The 14,883-nt window shown below is 66.1% G+C and carries 18 protein-coding genes; 17 read left to right on the top strand and 1 reads right to left on the bottom strand.

The genetic code is table 11. The features are described 5' to 3' along the window. The 10 genes from ABD882_RS09070 to ABD882_RS09025 all read left to right on the top strand — a co-directional run. Window positions 1-841, top strand: an 841-nt coding sequence (locus ABD882_RS09070) for a type II secretion system F family protein (RefSeq protein ID WP_345186243.1), incomplete at its 5' end; no start/stop codon positions are given. Next, complete coding sequence (locus ABD882_RS09065; protein ID WP_345186242.1) at window positions 838-1,722, top strand: hypothetical protein; 885 nt, start codon at window positions 838-840, stop codon at window positions 1,720-1,722. The genes ABD882_RS09070 and ABD882_RS09065, both read left to right, overlap by 4 nt. 22 nt (window positions 1,723-1,744) lie before the next feature. Further along, window positions 1,745-1,867 (top strand): hypothetical protein, encoded by a 123-nt coding sequence (locus tag ABD882_RS09060; protein WP_345186240.1) that lies wholly within the window; start codon window positions 1,745-1,747, stop codon window positions 1,865-1,867. A gap of 86 nt (window positions 1,868-1,953) precedes the next feature. Next, window positions 1,954-2,286, top strand: coding sequence for a hypothetical protein (locus ABD882_RS09055; protein ID WP_345186238.1), 333 nt, complete (start codon window positions 1,954-1,956; stop codon window positions 2,284-2,286). Next, complete coding sequence (locus ABD882_RS09050) at window positions 2,283-2,729, top strand: hypothetical protein (RefSeq protein ID WP_345186236.1); 447 nt, start codon at window positions 2,283-2,285, stop codon at window positions 2,727-2,729. The genes ABD882_RS09055 and ABD882_RS09050 overlap by 4 nt, the downstream gene beginning before the upstream one ends. 4 nt (window positions 2,730-2,733) lie before the next feature. Further along, window positions 2,734-3,108 carry a hypothetical protein gene (locus ABD882_RS09045; RefSeq protein ID WP_345186234.1) on the top strand — a complete coding sequence of 125 codons (375 nt, stop codon included), beginning with the start codon at window positions 2,734-2,736 and terminating at the stop codon, window positions 3,106-3,108. A 1-nt stretch (window position 3,109) separates the two neighbouring features. Further along, window positions 3,110-3,754: a hypothetical protein gene (locus ABD882_RS09040; RefSeq protein WP_345186232.1), complete on the top strand. Its 645-nt coding sequence runs from the start codon at window positions 3,110-3,112 to the stop codon at window positions 3,752-3,754. A gap of 344 nt (window positions 3,755-4,098) precedes the next feature. Continuing rightward, complete coding sequence (locus ABD882_RS09035) at window positions 4,099-4,761, top strand: hypothetical protein (RefSeq protein ID WP_345186231.1); 663 nt, start codon at window positions 4,099-4,101, stop codon at window positions 4,759-4,761. 12 nt (window positions 4,762-4,773) lie between these two features. Then, window positions 4,774-7,704, top strand: a complete 2,931-nt coding sequence (locus ABD882_RS09030) for an AfsR/SARP family transcriptional regulator (protein WP_345186229.1) — start codon at window positions 4,774-4,776, stop codon at window positions 7,702-7,704. A gap of 107 nt (window positions 7,705-7,811) precedes the next feature. Beyond that, window positions 7,812-8,297 (top strand): prepilin peptidase, encoded by a 486-nt coding sequence (locus tag ABD882_RS09025; protein WP_345186228.1) that lies wholly within the window; start codon window positions 7,812-7,814, stop codon window positions 8,295-8,297. 12 nt (window positions 8,298-8,309) lie between these two features. On the opposite strand, the gene ABD882_RS09020 is transcribed toward ABD882_RS09025, so the two are convergent. Beyond that, the gene (locus ABD882_RS09020) at window positions 8,310-8,639 is read right to left on the bottom strand and encodes an ArsR/SmtB family transcription factor (RefSeq protein ID WP_345186225.1); all 330 of its coding nucleotides are present in this window, start codon (window positions 8,637-8,639) and stop codon (window positions 8,310-8,312) included. Window positions 8,640-8,746: 107 nt separating this feature from the next. On the opposite strand from ABD882_RS09020, the gene ABD882_RS09015 reads away from it, so the two are divergent. The 7 genes from ABD882_RS09015 (at window position 8,747) to ABD882_RS08985 (ending at window position 14,880) form a co-directional block, all read left to right on the top strand. Next, on the top strand, window positions 8,747-9,466 hold the full coding sequence (locus ABD882_RS09015) for a zinc ribbon domain-containing protein (RefSeq protein WP_345186224.1): 720 nt from the start codon (window positions 8,747-8,749) through the stop codon (window positions 9,464-9,466). A gap of 95 nt (window positions 9,467-9,561) precedes the next feature. Then, entirely contained in the window at window positions 9,562-10,041 is a 480-nt protein-coding gene (locus tag ABD882_RS09010; RefSeq protein ID WP_345186222.1) for a hypothetical protein, read from the top strand. Further along, a complete protein-coding gene (locus ABD882_RS09005; protein WP_345186246.1) occupies window positions 10,041-10,550 on the top strand; it encodes a DUF6668 family protein in 510 nt (169 codons plus the stop codon). Before ABD882_RS09010 ends, ABD882_RS09005 begins: the two co-directional genes overlap by 1 nt. A 19-nt stretch (window positions 10,551-10,569) precedes the next feature. Then, the gene (locus ABD882_RS09000; RefSeq protein ID WP_345186221.1) at window positions 10,570-11,145 is read left to right on the top strand and encodes a hypothetical protein; all 576 of its coding nucleotides are present in this window, start codon (window positions 10,570-10,572) and stop codon (window positions 11,143-11,145) included. A gap of 15 nt (window positions 11,146-11,160) precedes the next feature. After that, window positions 11,161-11,937 (top strand): DUF8175 domain-containg protein, encoded by a 777-nt coding sequence (locus ABD882_RS08995; RefSeq protein WP_345186219.1) that lies wholly within the window; start codon window positions 11,161-11,163, stop codon window positions 11,935-11,937. Then, complete coding sequence (locus ABD882_RS08990) at window positions 11,934-13,397, top strand: hypothetical protein (RefSeq protein ID WP_345186218.1); 1,464 nt, start codon at window positions 11,934-11,936, stop codon at window positions 13,395-13,397. Before ABD882_RS08995 ends, ABD882_RS08990 begins: the two co-directional genes overlap by 4 nt. Next, window positions 13,390-14,880, top strand: a complete 1,491-nt coding sequence (locus ABD882_RS08985) for an SCO6880 family protein (protein ID WP_345186216.1) — start codon at window positions 13,390-13,392, stop codon at window positions 14,878-14,880. Before ABD882_RS08990 ends, ABD882_RS08985 begins: the two co-directional genes overlap by 8 nt. Window positions 14,881-14,883 lie beyond the last annotated feature (3 nt).

The following is a 14,883-nucleotide window of genomic DNA, read 5'->3' as shown; positions in this document are numbered from 1 at the left end:
CCCATACCGCTCTCGGAGGCCTCACTCCCATCGACCGCGTCCACAACGTCAGTGGGAAGAACAGCTAAAGCCCCCAAAGCCGAGGAGGCCCAGCCTCACGACACGCTGGAAACGGTTGAGCAAGACGACCCGCACCAACTTCGTGATCGGGCTTGTCCTCGGCACTCTGGCGACCGCGATCACCGGCTTCCCGGTGATGGTTCTTCTCGGGCCTGCTGCGATGGTCGGTCTCCCCGCGCTGCTCGGGAAGCCATCCACGCATGAGCGGGACCTGGTGCTCGCCCTCGAGACATGGGCGCGATCACTCTCGAGCACCGCGGAGACCGGGGTGTTCACCCTTCGTGAGGTCATCACGATCACCCAGGGCAGCGCCCCGCCGATGTTGCAGAAGCCCGTGAACCGGCTCGTCGCGCGACTGAGCACAACCTGGTCAACCGCCGACGCGCTCCACGCCTTCGCGGATGATCTGGACAGCATCTACTCCGATGAGGTCGTGATCTACCTGATCCAGGCGGCAGAGTTCAATGCTGGCGGACTCTCTGTCGCGCTCACGAGCGTGGCGGACAACCTCAGCTCGCAGGCAAAGCAGAAGCTCGAAACTGAGGCGGAGCTCGCCAAGCCCCGGCAGACCATGATTACCATGACCGCCATCATGGGGCTGGCTCTCGCCTGGATCCTCTTGTCCGCCTCGAGCCCGCAGATGCAGTTCTTCCGTACTCCGGTGGGCGCCGTCGCGCTCATGGTCGTTCTCGGGGTGTTCTTGTTGCTGATGATCTGGGCGAAAGTCCTGGCGCGCCCCGTCGTCCTTCCTCGCATCCTGCAGCATGGGGAGCTCTCGTGAACCCGTTCCTGCTGGCTCTTCCTGGCCTTCTTGTCGGTATCGGACTCGCGCTGCTGGTCTTGATGTACGCGCCACGTACCGTGCGCGCCGGCGACGCGCTCGCACGTCTGGGACAGGCCGCTGTCATCGCGCCCACGAAGACGGCGCCACTGTCCCGGTGGGACCGTGCGGGCAGCTGGCTCGCCCAGCACATCCCACAGGTGAAGTTCCTCGGCCCGCCCGCCCGCGACCTCGAGCTGCTCGAGATCCCCGTGTCGCGCTTCTACGCACGCAAGATCCAGCTCGCCCTGTTCGGTCTCTTCGTGCCGGTCGTCCTCTCCCTGTTCCTGCAGCTGCTCGTACGCCAGCCCGTCACTCTTCCGCTGCTCGCCAGCCCGTTCGCCGGCTTCATCATGTGGATGGCCACCGACAGCCAGGTTCGAGCGAAAGCGACCGACGCCCGCCGCGAGTTCACCCGATTCGTGAGCGTGTACCTCAAGCTGGTCGCCGTTGCCCTACTCAGCAACTCCACGGCCGACAGCGCCCTGAGCAACGCCGCGACCGTGTCGGACACCTGGGTTTTCCAGCGGATCCGCCGCGAATACGCTCAGGCCGAAATCACTCGCACGAGCAAGTGGGATGCCATCGAAAGACTCGGCGAGCAGGTGCAGATCGAATCTCTCAGCGAGCTCGGTCGCATGATGCGACTCTCCGAAGCACGCGTCGGCCTCCGTGACCAACTGATCGCCGCTGACGAGAAGCTACGGAAGCTCGTCGACGCCGCTGACAAGGCGGCCGCTGCCAAGGCGACCCGTCGCACCCACACACCCGTGTTCATGACGCTGATCCCGATCATCGGCCTGGTGATGCTCCCCGCAGTGTTCAGCTTCTTCAGCCTGTAAGACCAATCGAAAGGAATACATCATGTTGGAAGACCTCCCCTGGAAGGCAATCCTCTCCGTGAGCGGAGCGGTTCTCGCCCTCGGACTCGTCGCCATCCTCAGCCCTTGGGGTCAGGCGTTCATCTCGGGCCACCTCCCCGGTTGATCATGGGAACCCGACAGCAGCAGGAACGCCAGAGGCGGCTACTACAGCGCCTCCTGGACAACCAGGGTTGGGCGGGTACGCCCGTCATGATCATTGGCATCCTGTTCTTGCTGCTCATCGGGTTTCAGGCGACGCTGTGGCTCAACGGCAAGAACGTAGCCGAGGCCGCAAGACAGTCCGGCTACACGGTCGCCCGCGCGTACGAGTCGAACGATGACGCAGGTGTGGCAGCAGCGCAGCAGCTCCTCGACGAGCTCCGAGGGTCCCTGCGCGATGCGAAGATCACAATCACCCGCACCGCGGACACGGTCACCGTCACGGTTACGGGCCGTGTCGCGACGGTCATGCCAGGCGTCGAACTGCCGCCGGTCACGTCCACGCTGACGGGACCGGTCGAGAGGTGGGTGCCCGCACAATGATCACCCGTCTCAGGCGACTCCTCCGTGACGAAAGAGGAGATATCGAGGACCTCCCGGCGTGGACGATCCTCACGATCATCAGCGTCGCACTGTTGAGCGCCATCCTGGTGTTCGGCCGAGCAGGCGTCGTTGAGAAGACCGTCCAAGCCGCGGCCGCCGCCGCGGCCCGCGATGCATCGCTGTCCCGCGGCGGGGATGCCGTCCCTCACGCTATCTCCGCCGCGCGGATCGCCATGGGTAGCAACGTGACCTGCACGTCACTCGACGTCCGGGTCTACGGCAACGGCCTGAGCACCGGGCTTGGACAGGCAGGCACGGTCTCCGCAGAGGTCACGTGCACCGTGTCGTACGGCGACCTCGTCTTCCCAGGCATGAACCTGCCCGGGTTCTTCACCGTCAAGAAGACAGCCACCAGTCCGGTCGACCCCTACAGGCAGAGGTGAACCGATGAAGTTCCTCACGTGGTTCCTGGGCCTCTTCGTTATCTGCTTCATCTTCATGGGCTTCGTCGTCGACTCCTTCGGGAAGGTCCAGATGTTCCAGGAGGCACAGACGACCGCGCAATCGGCTGCTCGCGCCGGAACTAATGCGGCGACCGGAGCCAGTGTGAATGGTGATGCCTTCAACATCTCCGGACCCATGGCCGCGACGGCGGCGCAGAACTATCTCGCCTCCGCCGGGGTCCACGGCACGGCCACCGTCGCAGGGGATACCGTCACCGTCACCGTCGAAATGACCTACCTCCCTCATATGCTCGGGCCCATCCCGCTCCCGCCCATCCCTGTCCACGCCACCGGATCCGCCCGACTGATCGGAAACTGACATGACCCGCCGTACCGCCACCGCCATTGTCATCGCTACGTTCGCCGTGGTCGGGGTGTTCGGGCTGACCGCGTGCGACCCGGGCACCCCGAAGCACACCGGGAGCACCTCCGCGTCACCGACGGCCACGAGCACGCCGACCGCATCCGCGACCGATCGGCCGATGCCACCGCAGGCAGAGGCGCCCAAGGATGAGCAGAGTGCGATCAGCGCGGCCAAGAAGAGCTACGCCGCCTATCTCGACGTGCAGCTGAACTTCCTCAAGGACCTGAAGCTGGGTCCGCAGTACCTCAGCGGATACGTCCTCCAGGGCAGCCCGGCCTGGCAATCACTCAATGACACCGTCGACCAGCAGAAGGAGAGCCCAGTCCTTTCGGGCGGACCGATCGGCTGGACGACGAACGATGCGATGTCGTACACCGCTCCGACGACCAATGCGGCCGACGGTACCAAGCTCGAGTTCGGATCCGTTCACCTCTTTGGTTGCGGTGACAACACCAAGCTGAAGTTCCGAAACACGAGCATCCCGGCTGGGTCGTTCCCTGGCAAGGTCGTCCTGGTCTACGTCCCGGATGCCCATTCATGGATGGTCCAGGAGGATGTCACGATGCGTCCAGGAGATGGTGAGGCGATGCCGCAATGCTGAGCGTGAAGCGCTTGAGCGCACTACTTGTTGGGGTCCTTCTTGCCGCAGCAGTCGTGTTGGGAGCAGCTGCCCCAGCATCGGCGAACAACTGTTGGGTTGACCCGAAAACGGGCGCGACACAATGTGACGTGGTGGTTACGGAGCCCGGAACGCCAGGAACATCGGAACCTGGAGCAGGCCCGGCCGATTTCACTCCTGGGCCCTCCCAGTGCGTTGACAAGTTCGCGAAGCCGGCGCCGGCGGAGACTCCGTGTAGCAACGGGAAGGGCTGGTGGGACAACACCCGGCAGTGTTACTGGACGCTCGACGACCCGCAACGGTCTGCGCCCGGACGCGACGCGTCGGTGGGGGCGTTCTACAGCTGCGACCCCCTGCCGAGCTTCTGCGCCTCGGTGCCGGTGGGCGCCTGCTTCGGGATCTCGCAGTGGCTTGACGCACCGCCTCCGGGCATCCAGCGGTACACGCCCGCACAGGCCGCTGGGAAGCTCGCGAAGACGTTCGTGCTGACCGCGATTGAGATCGGCATGGTGCCCGAGCAGAAGGTTCACACCGATGATCCGGCTGGGACTGCAGCATATCGGCGCACGTGGGTAGGGATCCCCGTCTGGCTGTGGGTCAACAACCCGACGCCGACCTCGTGGGGCCCAGAGTCTAGGACGGCGACCCTCGGAGGCGTCACTGTCACTGCGACGGCCAAGGTGCAGTCGCTCACCTGGAACTCGGGTGATGGACAGAACGTCACGTGTGGCGCGGGTACTCCCTTCAACGCCGTGGCCTACGCCAACACGGCCGCCGTCGATTCGCCGACCTGCGGACTCCGCTACCAGCACACCTCGAAGGGCGGCACGTTCACGGTCAGCGCCACCACGAACTGGGTCGTCGAGTGGAGCGGCGGGGGCCAGACCGGCAACATCCAGATGCCCACGACGTCGACGTCGACAACCCTCCGGGTTGGCGAGCTTCAGTCGGTGAACGTCGTTGCTCCTGCTGGCGACACCAACCACTAAGAGAGGCTGCTCATGAACAAGCTGTTCAAGGGGCTCGGTGCACTCCTCGCGATCGCCGCGATCGTCGTCGGGATGCCCCTGGTGCTGATCTACTTCGCGGGGAGCCCGTTTCCCACCGCCGATCAGTGGCACGCGATCGTCACGTTCGTTCCCGACTACGGGAACCAGATCCTCTTCACGAAGGTGCTTCCGCTCATCGTCTGGGCGCTCTGGGCCGCATTTACCGGACCATTCCTGGTTGAGCTGTTCGCGTCGTTCAGGGGCGCCACGACGCGGAAGAGTGTCGGGGCATTCCGCGCTCAGCAGAAGGTCGCTGCGGGCCTCATCGGCGCCGTCGCGCTCACGTTTGCGGGGTTCAGTGGTCTGAGCGGTGCAATGCCGGCGAACGCGGCCACGGTGCAGTCGGTGTCCTTGGGTTCGGTCGCGGCGCCGACGGTGGTGCAGACGCCGGCCCAACAGGCGCCGTCGCAGCCGCAGACTCCTCCGTCGATGCATGTCGAGCAGGTTTCCGTGCAGGAGGGCGACACCCTCTTCGGGATTTCTGAGCGTGTCACCGGGGACGGCAACAACTACCCGGAGATCGTCGAGGCCACACAGGGTGTGCAGCCGGATGGCCAGGTACTCACAGATCCGGACCTGATCCAGCCTGGCTGGGTGGTGAACGTGCCAGTAGCAGACGCCGCAACTCCGGTCGCCCCTGCCCCGGCTACAGCAGCTCCGCCGTCCGCGCCGCAGGCCCCGACCCCTTCCGGGGGCGTCGACGCACCTGCCACCCCCCATGTGGGCGCAGTTGACTCGGGGCCTGATGGTGCTGGCGGCGGCTCCGTGAAGGTAACGGCTCCTAGCGATGCCGAGCCGACGAGCTCACCTCGGCAGACTCCCACGCCCACGGCAGAGCCAAAGGATTTCGCCCCCGTGCCCGTTGCGGAATCGTCCGTTGAGGTCCCGCTGATGACCGCGGGTGGGATCGGTGGCATTCTCGCTGCGGGTCTGCTCGGCGCGCTGGGTGCACTTCGGCTGCAGCAGCGTCGGCGGCGTCACAAGGGCGAACGCATTGCCCTCCCGCAGCGTGAGACGGAGAACCTCGAGCTGTCGATGCGGATGGTGGAAGACCCGATCGGCGTCGAGGAAATCGATGCTGCACTTCGCACACTGCAGGCGTGGGCGGAGGACAGCGGCAGCCCTTTGCCGGAGCTTCTCGCGGTCCAGGTCTCGACGGACGAGATCTCGTTTTACCTGGCGACTCCATCGACGCTCCCGGCACCATTCGAGTCCGTGTTCGACGATGAGACGGTATGGACGGTTCGTACGGGCACCGTGCGAGCTCCGGAGCGGGCGACTGTCTCCCCGTATCCTGCTCTCGCGACGATCGGCGCAGACGCTCAGGGCGGGCTTCTCCTGCTGGACCTGGAGCAGATCGGGTCGCTGAATGTGACGGGCGACGAGAAGATCGCTCGAGGGATGCTCAACGCGCTCGCTGGTGAGTTCGCGAGGAACCCTTGGTCCGACAATATCCGGGTCACGCTGGTCGGCATGGAGGGACAGCTGCCCCCCGACCTCGACCGGTACAGGATCCGTGAAGTTCAGGACGTCCCGGCACTGGTTCGCAACCTCCGAGCGGATCTTGAGGATCGTCGGGAGGCTCTCGACTCGTATGGGGTCGGTAGCGTCCTGGAAGCGCGGTCGCGCGCGACCGAGCTGGAGAGCTGGGCGCCGCATGTGGTCATCATGGCCGAGATGCCGCTCGGTTCGATTCGTGAGGAACTTGCGGAGTTGGTCGCGCGGATGCCGCGTCTCGGCATTGCGACGATCGCTCAGGGTGGCGAGCTTGTCGCTGGGGCGACGATTCAAGTCTCTTCGGAGAGGTCGGCAGAATACCGCTCCGGAGGTGTTGTGCCGCCGCTCCCGTTCCGGCCGCAGATCCTCGCCGGCGACGAACTGGCGCTGCTGCTTGAGCTGTTCGCCACCACGCAGCAGCCGGCGCAGCTCGCAGATCTCCCGCTCGAGCACGCGATCGCAGCCGGGCAGGTTGCAGACGACGGTGATGCTGCCCTCGACACGGAACTGGCGGACGAATTCGAGACGGCCGCGGCGCCGTCGGAACGGACGGTGGTCTCGGTTGAAATCGTGGATTCTGGCGATGTGGCTGTTCCTGCTGGGGAACAGGACATCCCGGGTGAGGGCGCGACCAAGGCGCACCCCGTGCCCGATTGGCCGGTTCCGTATGTGCGAGTTCTCGGCCCGGTCGATGTCCTCAACGTCGACGGGAAACTTCCGGGCCGCGGTGTTGAGTTCCTGACCTTCCTGCTGCTGCAGGGCTCGGCAATGGTGTCAGGGGCTCTGCTGCAGAAGAAGCTGTGGCCGGACACGTTCTCGGCCGACAACAACAACGCCCGCCAACTGGCCGCTCACGTTCGGGCCGCTCTAGGCAATGCCCCGGATGGGACCCCGCTGCTTCCCGAGGGGCGCAGCTCCGGCGGATTCTCGATGCCGCAGGCCGGCATGGATTGGTTGGACTTTTGCCGGCTCATTGGCCCAGACCTCAGCCTGACTCCGAACGATGATCTGATCAGCGCGATCCGCTTGGTGCGCGGGCAGCCGTTCGACGGTGTCTCCCGCCGCAAGGGGTGGTGGACATGGCGGCCCGTGCATGAGGAGACCATGCGTGCCGCGATCCTCGATGCTGCCGATGAGCTCACGCATCGCGCGCTGCAGACTGGCAAGTTTAGCAACGCGCGCCTGGGAGCTCGCATCGCGCAGTCCGCGGATCCGCTCAACGAGGCTGGGTGGCGGTTGGAGATCGAGACGGCGATGACCGCCGGCGACGTCGACGGATTCAACGAGATCGTCGATGCCATGTTCGAGGTCATCGGGGTCGACGTCGACGCCGATGAAGAGACCCAGCGGCTCATCGATGAGGCCCGTTCCAAACTGCTTGGTTGATGATCGGCATGCACACTCCCACGGTCGTCCTTGAGAGCGTACCCTCCCCCCGGGTCTCCTGGGGGCGGCCGTGGATTCCTTCGATCGGGGCGACAACGATCGGCGTCGTGCTCGTCGTGCTCGAGCCGACGATCGGGGCCCACCGGTTTCAGTGGGCCGTGGCCGCCACGGTGACGGTGCTGTCCGTATGGCTGTCGTGGGTCGATGAGCGCACGTTCACGCTGCCGAATCGGTGGGTTGGCGCTCTTGCAGCGTTCGCTTGCGTGCAGATTCTTGGCGCCGCTCTTGTTCAGACCAGCATCGGCCCAGAGTCGGGCGCCATCAGTGCGGCGGCGATTGCGGCGGCGATCTTCGCGACTTTGGAGTTTGCTGGGGCTGTTGGCTTCGGCGATGTGAAGTTCGCCGCAGCGCTCACCCTCGCGGTCGGAAGCGTGGCGGGGCTGTTCGCCGTCTATCTCGTCCCACTGGCGTTTGCTGTCAGCGCGGTGCGGATCATCGCGCGCAAGGCTCGTGGAGCGGATCCACGGCACCCGCACGGATCGTCGCTGGCTGTCGCCGGCACCGGCGTGCTGCTGCTCGCCGTGAGCCTCTGAGGCGACGCCGTCTCATAGGGTCCCGCTGTCGCTGCGGAGGTACCCTCCGAGTAGGTCAAAGGCTTGAGCGAAGCTCGCTTCATCGATCGAGTATCGGACGGTACGACGCGCACGATCGCCGTCGATGTCGACGCGAAGGAAGCCGGTCTCCTCGAGCACCGGCAAAGTCTTCTTGAGTGCATCGCGGTTGATCTCGGTTCCGTCGATGATCTCCCCGGCCGTCGAGTCGGGGTGCGCCCGTAGGAACCTGACGATCTCCGCGCGTGCGTGTGGAGAGATTGCTCGGATCGCGTGCGCCACGACGTCGGGCATGTCTTTGGGGGGCTTGCGCTCGCGTGGCATGCCTCCATTGTGCCGCGGCGTGCCGAGTGATCGGTTCTGTCGGCTTTCAAGCACCCCTTGTAGGTGAAGGCGCCGGTCGAGTCGCGGCAGCTGAAGGAGCGTGTGAGATGGCCCACGACATCGTGGTGGAGGAGTCGGGAGTGGTCCTGGTCGACGGCGCTCCCGAGGATCGTGCGACCGCCCTGCGCAGGTTTGCGGCCGAGGCCGATCAGCACGGGGTTCCGATCCTGGTTGTGGTCACGGACCCGAAGGAGGACGGACCTCGTTTGTTCCATGTCGACGAACACGGTGCGATGACACCGGTGGAAGCGCGGACGCCCTCGTTGTCGTCGGACCGGTTCACGTCGATGCTCGATCCGGTACGCGCACGCGTGGCGGAGGGGCGGACGGCGACGAGTCGCGCCGCGGTGACGGCAACTTGCCCGCACTGCGCGTCCGTGATGCCGGCTGGCTTGCGCGTATGCGGCGAATGCGGGTTGCCTCTGGCACCCGGGGCGCGTGCCGAACGACCGTCTCGTGCGTCGGCTCCTCTCGGCGTCCAGCGTCTTCTTGCCGATGTCATGGGCGCCCCTGCGCCCGAGGAACCGCATCCCGATGTTGTCGTCGACCGCCCGTGGTGGTCGTCCCTGCGGAATCGGCTGCCATTCGCAGGCAAGCCGGTCAGCTATCTCGTCGTGACGGCGATCGCAGCGGTCGCGGTCGTGTTCCTCGTCCTGGCGATGGTCCTCGGCATCACGAATGCTTTGCACCCCGGGGCCGCGGGGAATCTCTCGAGCGTGCCGGTGGCCGCTTCGGTCGGCCCGGTTTCTATCTCGCTCTCAAGCTGAAGGGAATCCTCATGAATTCGATCACCAGGCTTCGCGGCACGTCGGTTGCTGCAGGTGCTTCAGCGTGGGGCCAGGTCCGGGGTGTGCGTGCTGCGATGACCGGATCCCCCTGGCACCAGGTGTTCACGCCGAGCGCGCCGATCCCGTCATGGCTGAGGGAGCTCAGCGCCGGTCACGCGGATGGCTATGTCGGTCCGGATCCCGTCCTGTTCCGCACGGCGAGCCTCGCACGGGAGTGGTTCGGCGCGCTCGAGGAGCATCCGGAAGCGCTCGAGGTGACGTGTGCGCACAGGATCACGTCGGCGTTCTCGCTGCGGGTCGCCGCAGAGATGCTCGCCGCGGCGGGCGCCGAGGTGGATGCCGACGTGTACGTGTGGGCCGCGGACGAGTCAGGCAAGTTCTCGGCCCGGATCCACCGGCTGTTCGGCGTACTTCCCGTTCAGTTTCCTGTCGTGTCTCTGCTCGAGGAGCTGGAGGAGCTTTCCTCACGGTTCGTGATCGCAGGCCGGCCCACCCGTCATGGCACCACGATCCAGGTTGTTCCTCGCCTGGTGTGCTTCGAGGAGGTGGCGTGATGTTCTCTCCTCGTGACGCAGTGATGCCGCAGGCAGGGTTCGTCTGCTACCGGTGTGGGCACAAGCTCTCCCCGGCGGAGCGGGCGTTCTGCGGTGAGTGCGCTTCACCGATCCCGGTGCTGATCCCGGCCCACTCGGGCTGTGGAGCAAGCACCCTTGCGGCAGCGACTGGCTTCCGCGATGGGAACGAGTCACCGTATGCGTCCGACCATGAGCGGGTGTTGCGGTTGCTGGTGGCCCGCACTCATCACGCTGGGCTAGAAGCAGCCCGGCGTGAGCTGGCCCGGCGGCGATCCAGCGGCCACGTCGCCCGGCTGCTGCTCGTGCCGGATGCGCCCGGGAAGCTCCCCAAGCCGCTCGCCGATGAAGTCCTGGTTATCGCGGGGCCAACGCCGTCGTCGCGGATTCCCTGGGTGGAGGCGTGGCGCTGGGCTCCTGGTGCCGCCACCGAGACCTTCACGAAGTTCTTTCCGACGCTCGCCGCTCAGCTGACGGCCGGCCACTCCTGACACTCCTGAAAGGCACGCAATGAACATCGTCACCCGCACCACGGGCGCAGACTCCTCGTTCTCGTTTCTCCAGGCGATCACGCCCAAGGGAATCCCCGGAGTCGACACCGCGATGAACCTGATCATCGGGTGGACGCTCTGGGGCGTCTCCGTCCTCTCCCTCGTCGGTCTGCTGGTGCTGTTCGCTACCGGGTTCGAGGCGTACCGGCACAATCAGGGCGAAGCGTTCATGGAGAAGGCCAAGGCGTGGGTTATCGCCGCGGCGGTCGGCGCTTATGCGAAAGACATCGTCAAGATCTTCTTCCCGGCGTTCACGAACAGTGCCGTCGCTGTCGCCATTCCCGGGATGGACGGGCCGGTCAAGGACATCATCGGCAACATCGTGTGGGCGGTTCAGTGGATCGCCTTCATTGCCCTGCTGTTCCTCGCCGTCAGCGGATTCATCGCGTTCAAGAACGACGGAGTGCAGGAGTTCATCAGCAAGTTCTTCTGGTGGATCGTCGCCGCGCTGGGGACCTCCCTGGCCACCAACATCGCCGGCGCGTTCTTCCCCGCGGTGCTCACGATGTTCCCCACCGCGATACCGACCCCCTGAGCTGGAGCGTTCACGATGGCAAAGCAGAAGCAGCATGAGCCGGGGAGCCGGCCCTGGCGTGATGTCTCGGTGTTCGCGGGGGGTCCCGGTCAGAAATGGACCGGGTGGGCCTCCGGGATCATCCTCGTCCTCCTCCTGGGCGGCAGCGCGTTCATTCTCCTGCCGAAAGCCTGGATGAGTCCGGGGCAGGCCCCCGTGTCCAAGTCGAGCCCACAGCCGTCGACCAAGCCCGCGTCGACCACGGTCTGCTCGAACTCGCCGTCGAATCCCTCCGATCTGGCCGCGCCGTCGGATCTGTCGTGGACCGTGGCGTACGGCAACAGCTGGCCGACCAGCGAGTCCACGGGGCCGCTGAAGACCGTCGACGGGCTCGCGCAGTGCTTCGCGCACTCCCCGGCCGGGGCGGCCATGGCCGCGGTGGGAGCCACGCAAGCGGTCCGAGCAGCCGATACCGTGACCGCGCAGAAGATCCTCGGATCCCGGTATGTGCAGAACGAAGGCCTGGTCAAGGCTTCGGCGGGCATCGCGAAGACCTACGCTGCACAGCCTCCGCAGAGCCGGCAGTGGGCCCGCACGATGGGCTTCAAGGTGCTGTCTTACACCGACGTGCAGGCACAGATCCTGCTGGTGGAGAACTGGCCGCAGCGTGGTCAGTACACGGGGTTCACCGTCACGCTCCGATGGGTCGACGCGGATTGGAAGATCCTGCTCGAACCGTCTGGGCAGCTCTCCAGCACGCCTGACATCACCGTGGACCCGAACGGATTCACCCCCTGGGAGGCGGCCGGATGATCGTCGATCTCGTCGCGACAGCGGCGGCAGCCGGTGGTTGCAACTGGTGGGACCCTATCTGCGTCAACACAGCCATCATCGATGGCGCGATCAAGACTGTCGCCGACGAGATGGCCGCACATTGGGCGAGCGTGTTCATGAACGGGTGGGCGCAGCTCGAGATGATGTTCTTCGCCTCTTGGGTGGCGATTCCGCTGCTGGCAAGCCTCACGGATCCGAACGGGGTGGTGCGGTGGCTTCAGAACTCGCTGGCCCAGGTCACCTGGTTCTTTGCCATCCTCGGCGCGCTGATCAGCGCAGGGTGGACATTCTTCAAGCTCCGCGCCGAGAAGATCCGGCAGATGACCGTGCGCATGGCGGTGCTCCTGCTGATCAGCACGAGCGGAGGGTTGATCGTCGCCGCCCTCGACCAGTTGGCGCATCTGCTCGCAATCGGGCTGCTGACCATGGTGGGCGTCAATGCAGGAACAACGTTGGCCACCGACGCGGTCCTCTCGATCTCTCCCGCCCTGCCGCTGGTGATCGGCGCGATCGCCACGCTCGGGCTGCTGATCCAGTACACGATCATGATCGGACGCGGTCCTCTCGTGATGGTGCTGGTGGGCCTGTGGCCGCTGTCCGCGGCCGCCGCAACCCTCGGAGTGAAGAAGGGCACCGACTCCTTCGACAAGATCACGTCCTGGCTGCTCGCGTTCGTCATCTACCCGTTCCCCGCGGCTGTTGTATACGCTGCGGCGTTCAAGCTCAAGTCCGGTTCCGACGGGCTCGGCGGCATCCTGTACGGGTTCGCTCTGGAGATGATGGCGCTGTTCGTCCTCCCCGCGGTCATGCGGATCATCGCCCCGCAGGTGCAGGCGCTCGGTCGGGCGTACGGCGGCGAGGTTGCGCTCAAGACCGCGGCCGCGGTTGCTGAGACAGCGGTCGCCGTCGGCGCCGCCGTGGTGACGGCGGGCGCAGCTGCCGGCCTGCTGGGGGCGAAGCTCGGCACCACCGTCGGTTCCAAGGCCACTGAGGCGGCCGCCCAGCAGGCGGGTCAGCAGGCCGCCAAGAACGTGGGCCGTGGCGGTGGCGCCGGACCGGATGCGGGAGGCACTCCTCAGAGCGGCGGCGAAACCCGTCCGCCCAGCTCACCGCCCGCCGAAAGCGGTGGCGGCGCGTCGACGGTGGACGCGGGCAATGGCGCGCCCGCAGCGCCGCCGACACCGGCACCAGCTCCGGATCTTCAGACTCCGCCGGCGGCACCGGGTCCGAACCGTCCCGCCCCGAACCCCGCGACCACCGCTCCAGCCCGGCGCCCGGCGCCGCAGCGGGCAACTTCCGATCGGCAGGACGCCGCAGCGATGACGCGGCGCATGCAGGCGGCCGCGCAGGCCGCTCAGGTGACGAGCTCGAGCGCGAACCGGGCCACCCGCCAGGCCCTTGAGGACATCGACGAGACCATCGGAGGAAAGCATGACTGAGGAGCGCATCACCTACGGCAATTGGTTCGAGAAGAAGAGCCCTGGGATCTCGATCCTCACGCTCCCGGGCACGCTGATCCTGGGTGCCGGCATCGCGGTCATCGTGTTCATGGTCAGCAAGGTCGACAACGGCTGGGTCACCGCGGGGAGCGTCACGGCGCTGGTGTTCGCCGAGTTCTTCTACGGCTGGGAGTACGACGGCAAGACGATGGCTCGCCGCATCGCCGAGAAGCGTGAGATCACGAAGCGGACCCGCAACGGCGAGTCCGACTACATCACGGGCGCCATGTCGAACCTCGCGAACAACGAAGGCGGGCACCCGCTGCCGGGGATCCTCGCCCAGACGAAACTGCTGCGCGGGGTCGACGGCTACGGCAACGCGTTCGACGCGATTCACTACCCGTCCAAGAACCTGTTCGCCGTCTCGTTCCGGTGTGAGCCCGACGGCCATGGGATGGAGGACCAGGACCTCATCGACATGATGGTCGCCAAGTACGGCGCGTGGATCGCAACCTTGTCCGTCGAAGAGGGCGTCATCGGGGCCTCGGTCATCATCGACTCGGCACCGGGCACCGGGGTTGAGCTCGGCGAGAGCGTGCGCGGGGAACGGGACCCGGAGGCGCCGCCTGCAGCGTCTCGCATCATGGATGCTCTGGTCACCGACCTCCCGAACCACTCGTCCGACGTCACCGGATATGTGACGGTGGTCTGGAAGCAGGCTGCGATGGCAAGCTCTGCGGGCAACGCGGCAGACGCGGTGGTTGAGATCGCCAAGCGGCTCCCCTCGCATGCCGCCGCATTGAGCGCCGGCGGCGCCGGCGATCCGGTGCCGATGACCGAACCCGACCTGGTGGAGGTCGCCCAGGTCGCCTACGACCCGGAGACGGCGATCGCTTTCGATTTGCTGCGTGCACGGGACCAGGCAGTGGAGCTCGACTGGGCGGCGGCAGGCCCCTCGTTCCTTGCGGAGCGGCGAGGGTGTCTGCTGCTGCCGGGTGGAGCGGCCGAGACTGTCGAGATGCGTCGCCCTCCCCGAGGGGTCGTCTTCGACAATCATCTCCTGCGCATGTTGCAGCCCAACGGCTCCTTCCTCCGAAAGCGGGTCGCGATCTTTTACCAGGCGGTCCCGGCGGACAAGGCACAGACGCAGGCCGAGAACGCCGTCCGTGCCGAGGACTTCGTGGCGGGGCAGAAGAAGGGCCGCCGTACCGCGACGACCCGACGCGGTATCCGTGTCGCAGAGAAGCTGGACGCCGAGATCGCCGAGGGTGCATCGCTCATCCCATTCGCGATGCTCATGACCGGCACCTACGACGACGACCCGGAATCCAGTCGGCGTGCTCGCAACACCCTGCTGTCACTGATGACCTCCTCGCGGATGAAGGTGCGCCGCTCGAAGGGCCTGCAGGCCGCGCTGTTCCACATGACTCTCCCGTTCGGGCTCATCCCGTGGGAGTTCGCCGACAACCCCTTCAAGAAGTAGGAC

This window comes from Microbacterium panaciterrae (assembly GCF_039541635.1).
Taxonomy (GTDB): Bacteria; Actinomycetota; Actinomycetes; order Actinomycetales; family Microbacteriaceae; genus Microbacterium; species Microbacterium panaciterrae.
The sequence above is the reverse complement of the archived record's forward strand: the minus strand, read 5'-3'. Positions and strand labels throughout refer to the sequence as shown.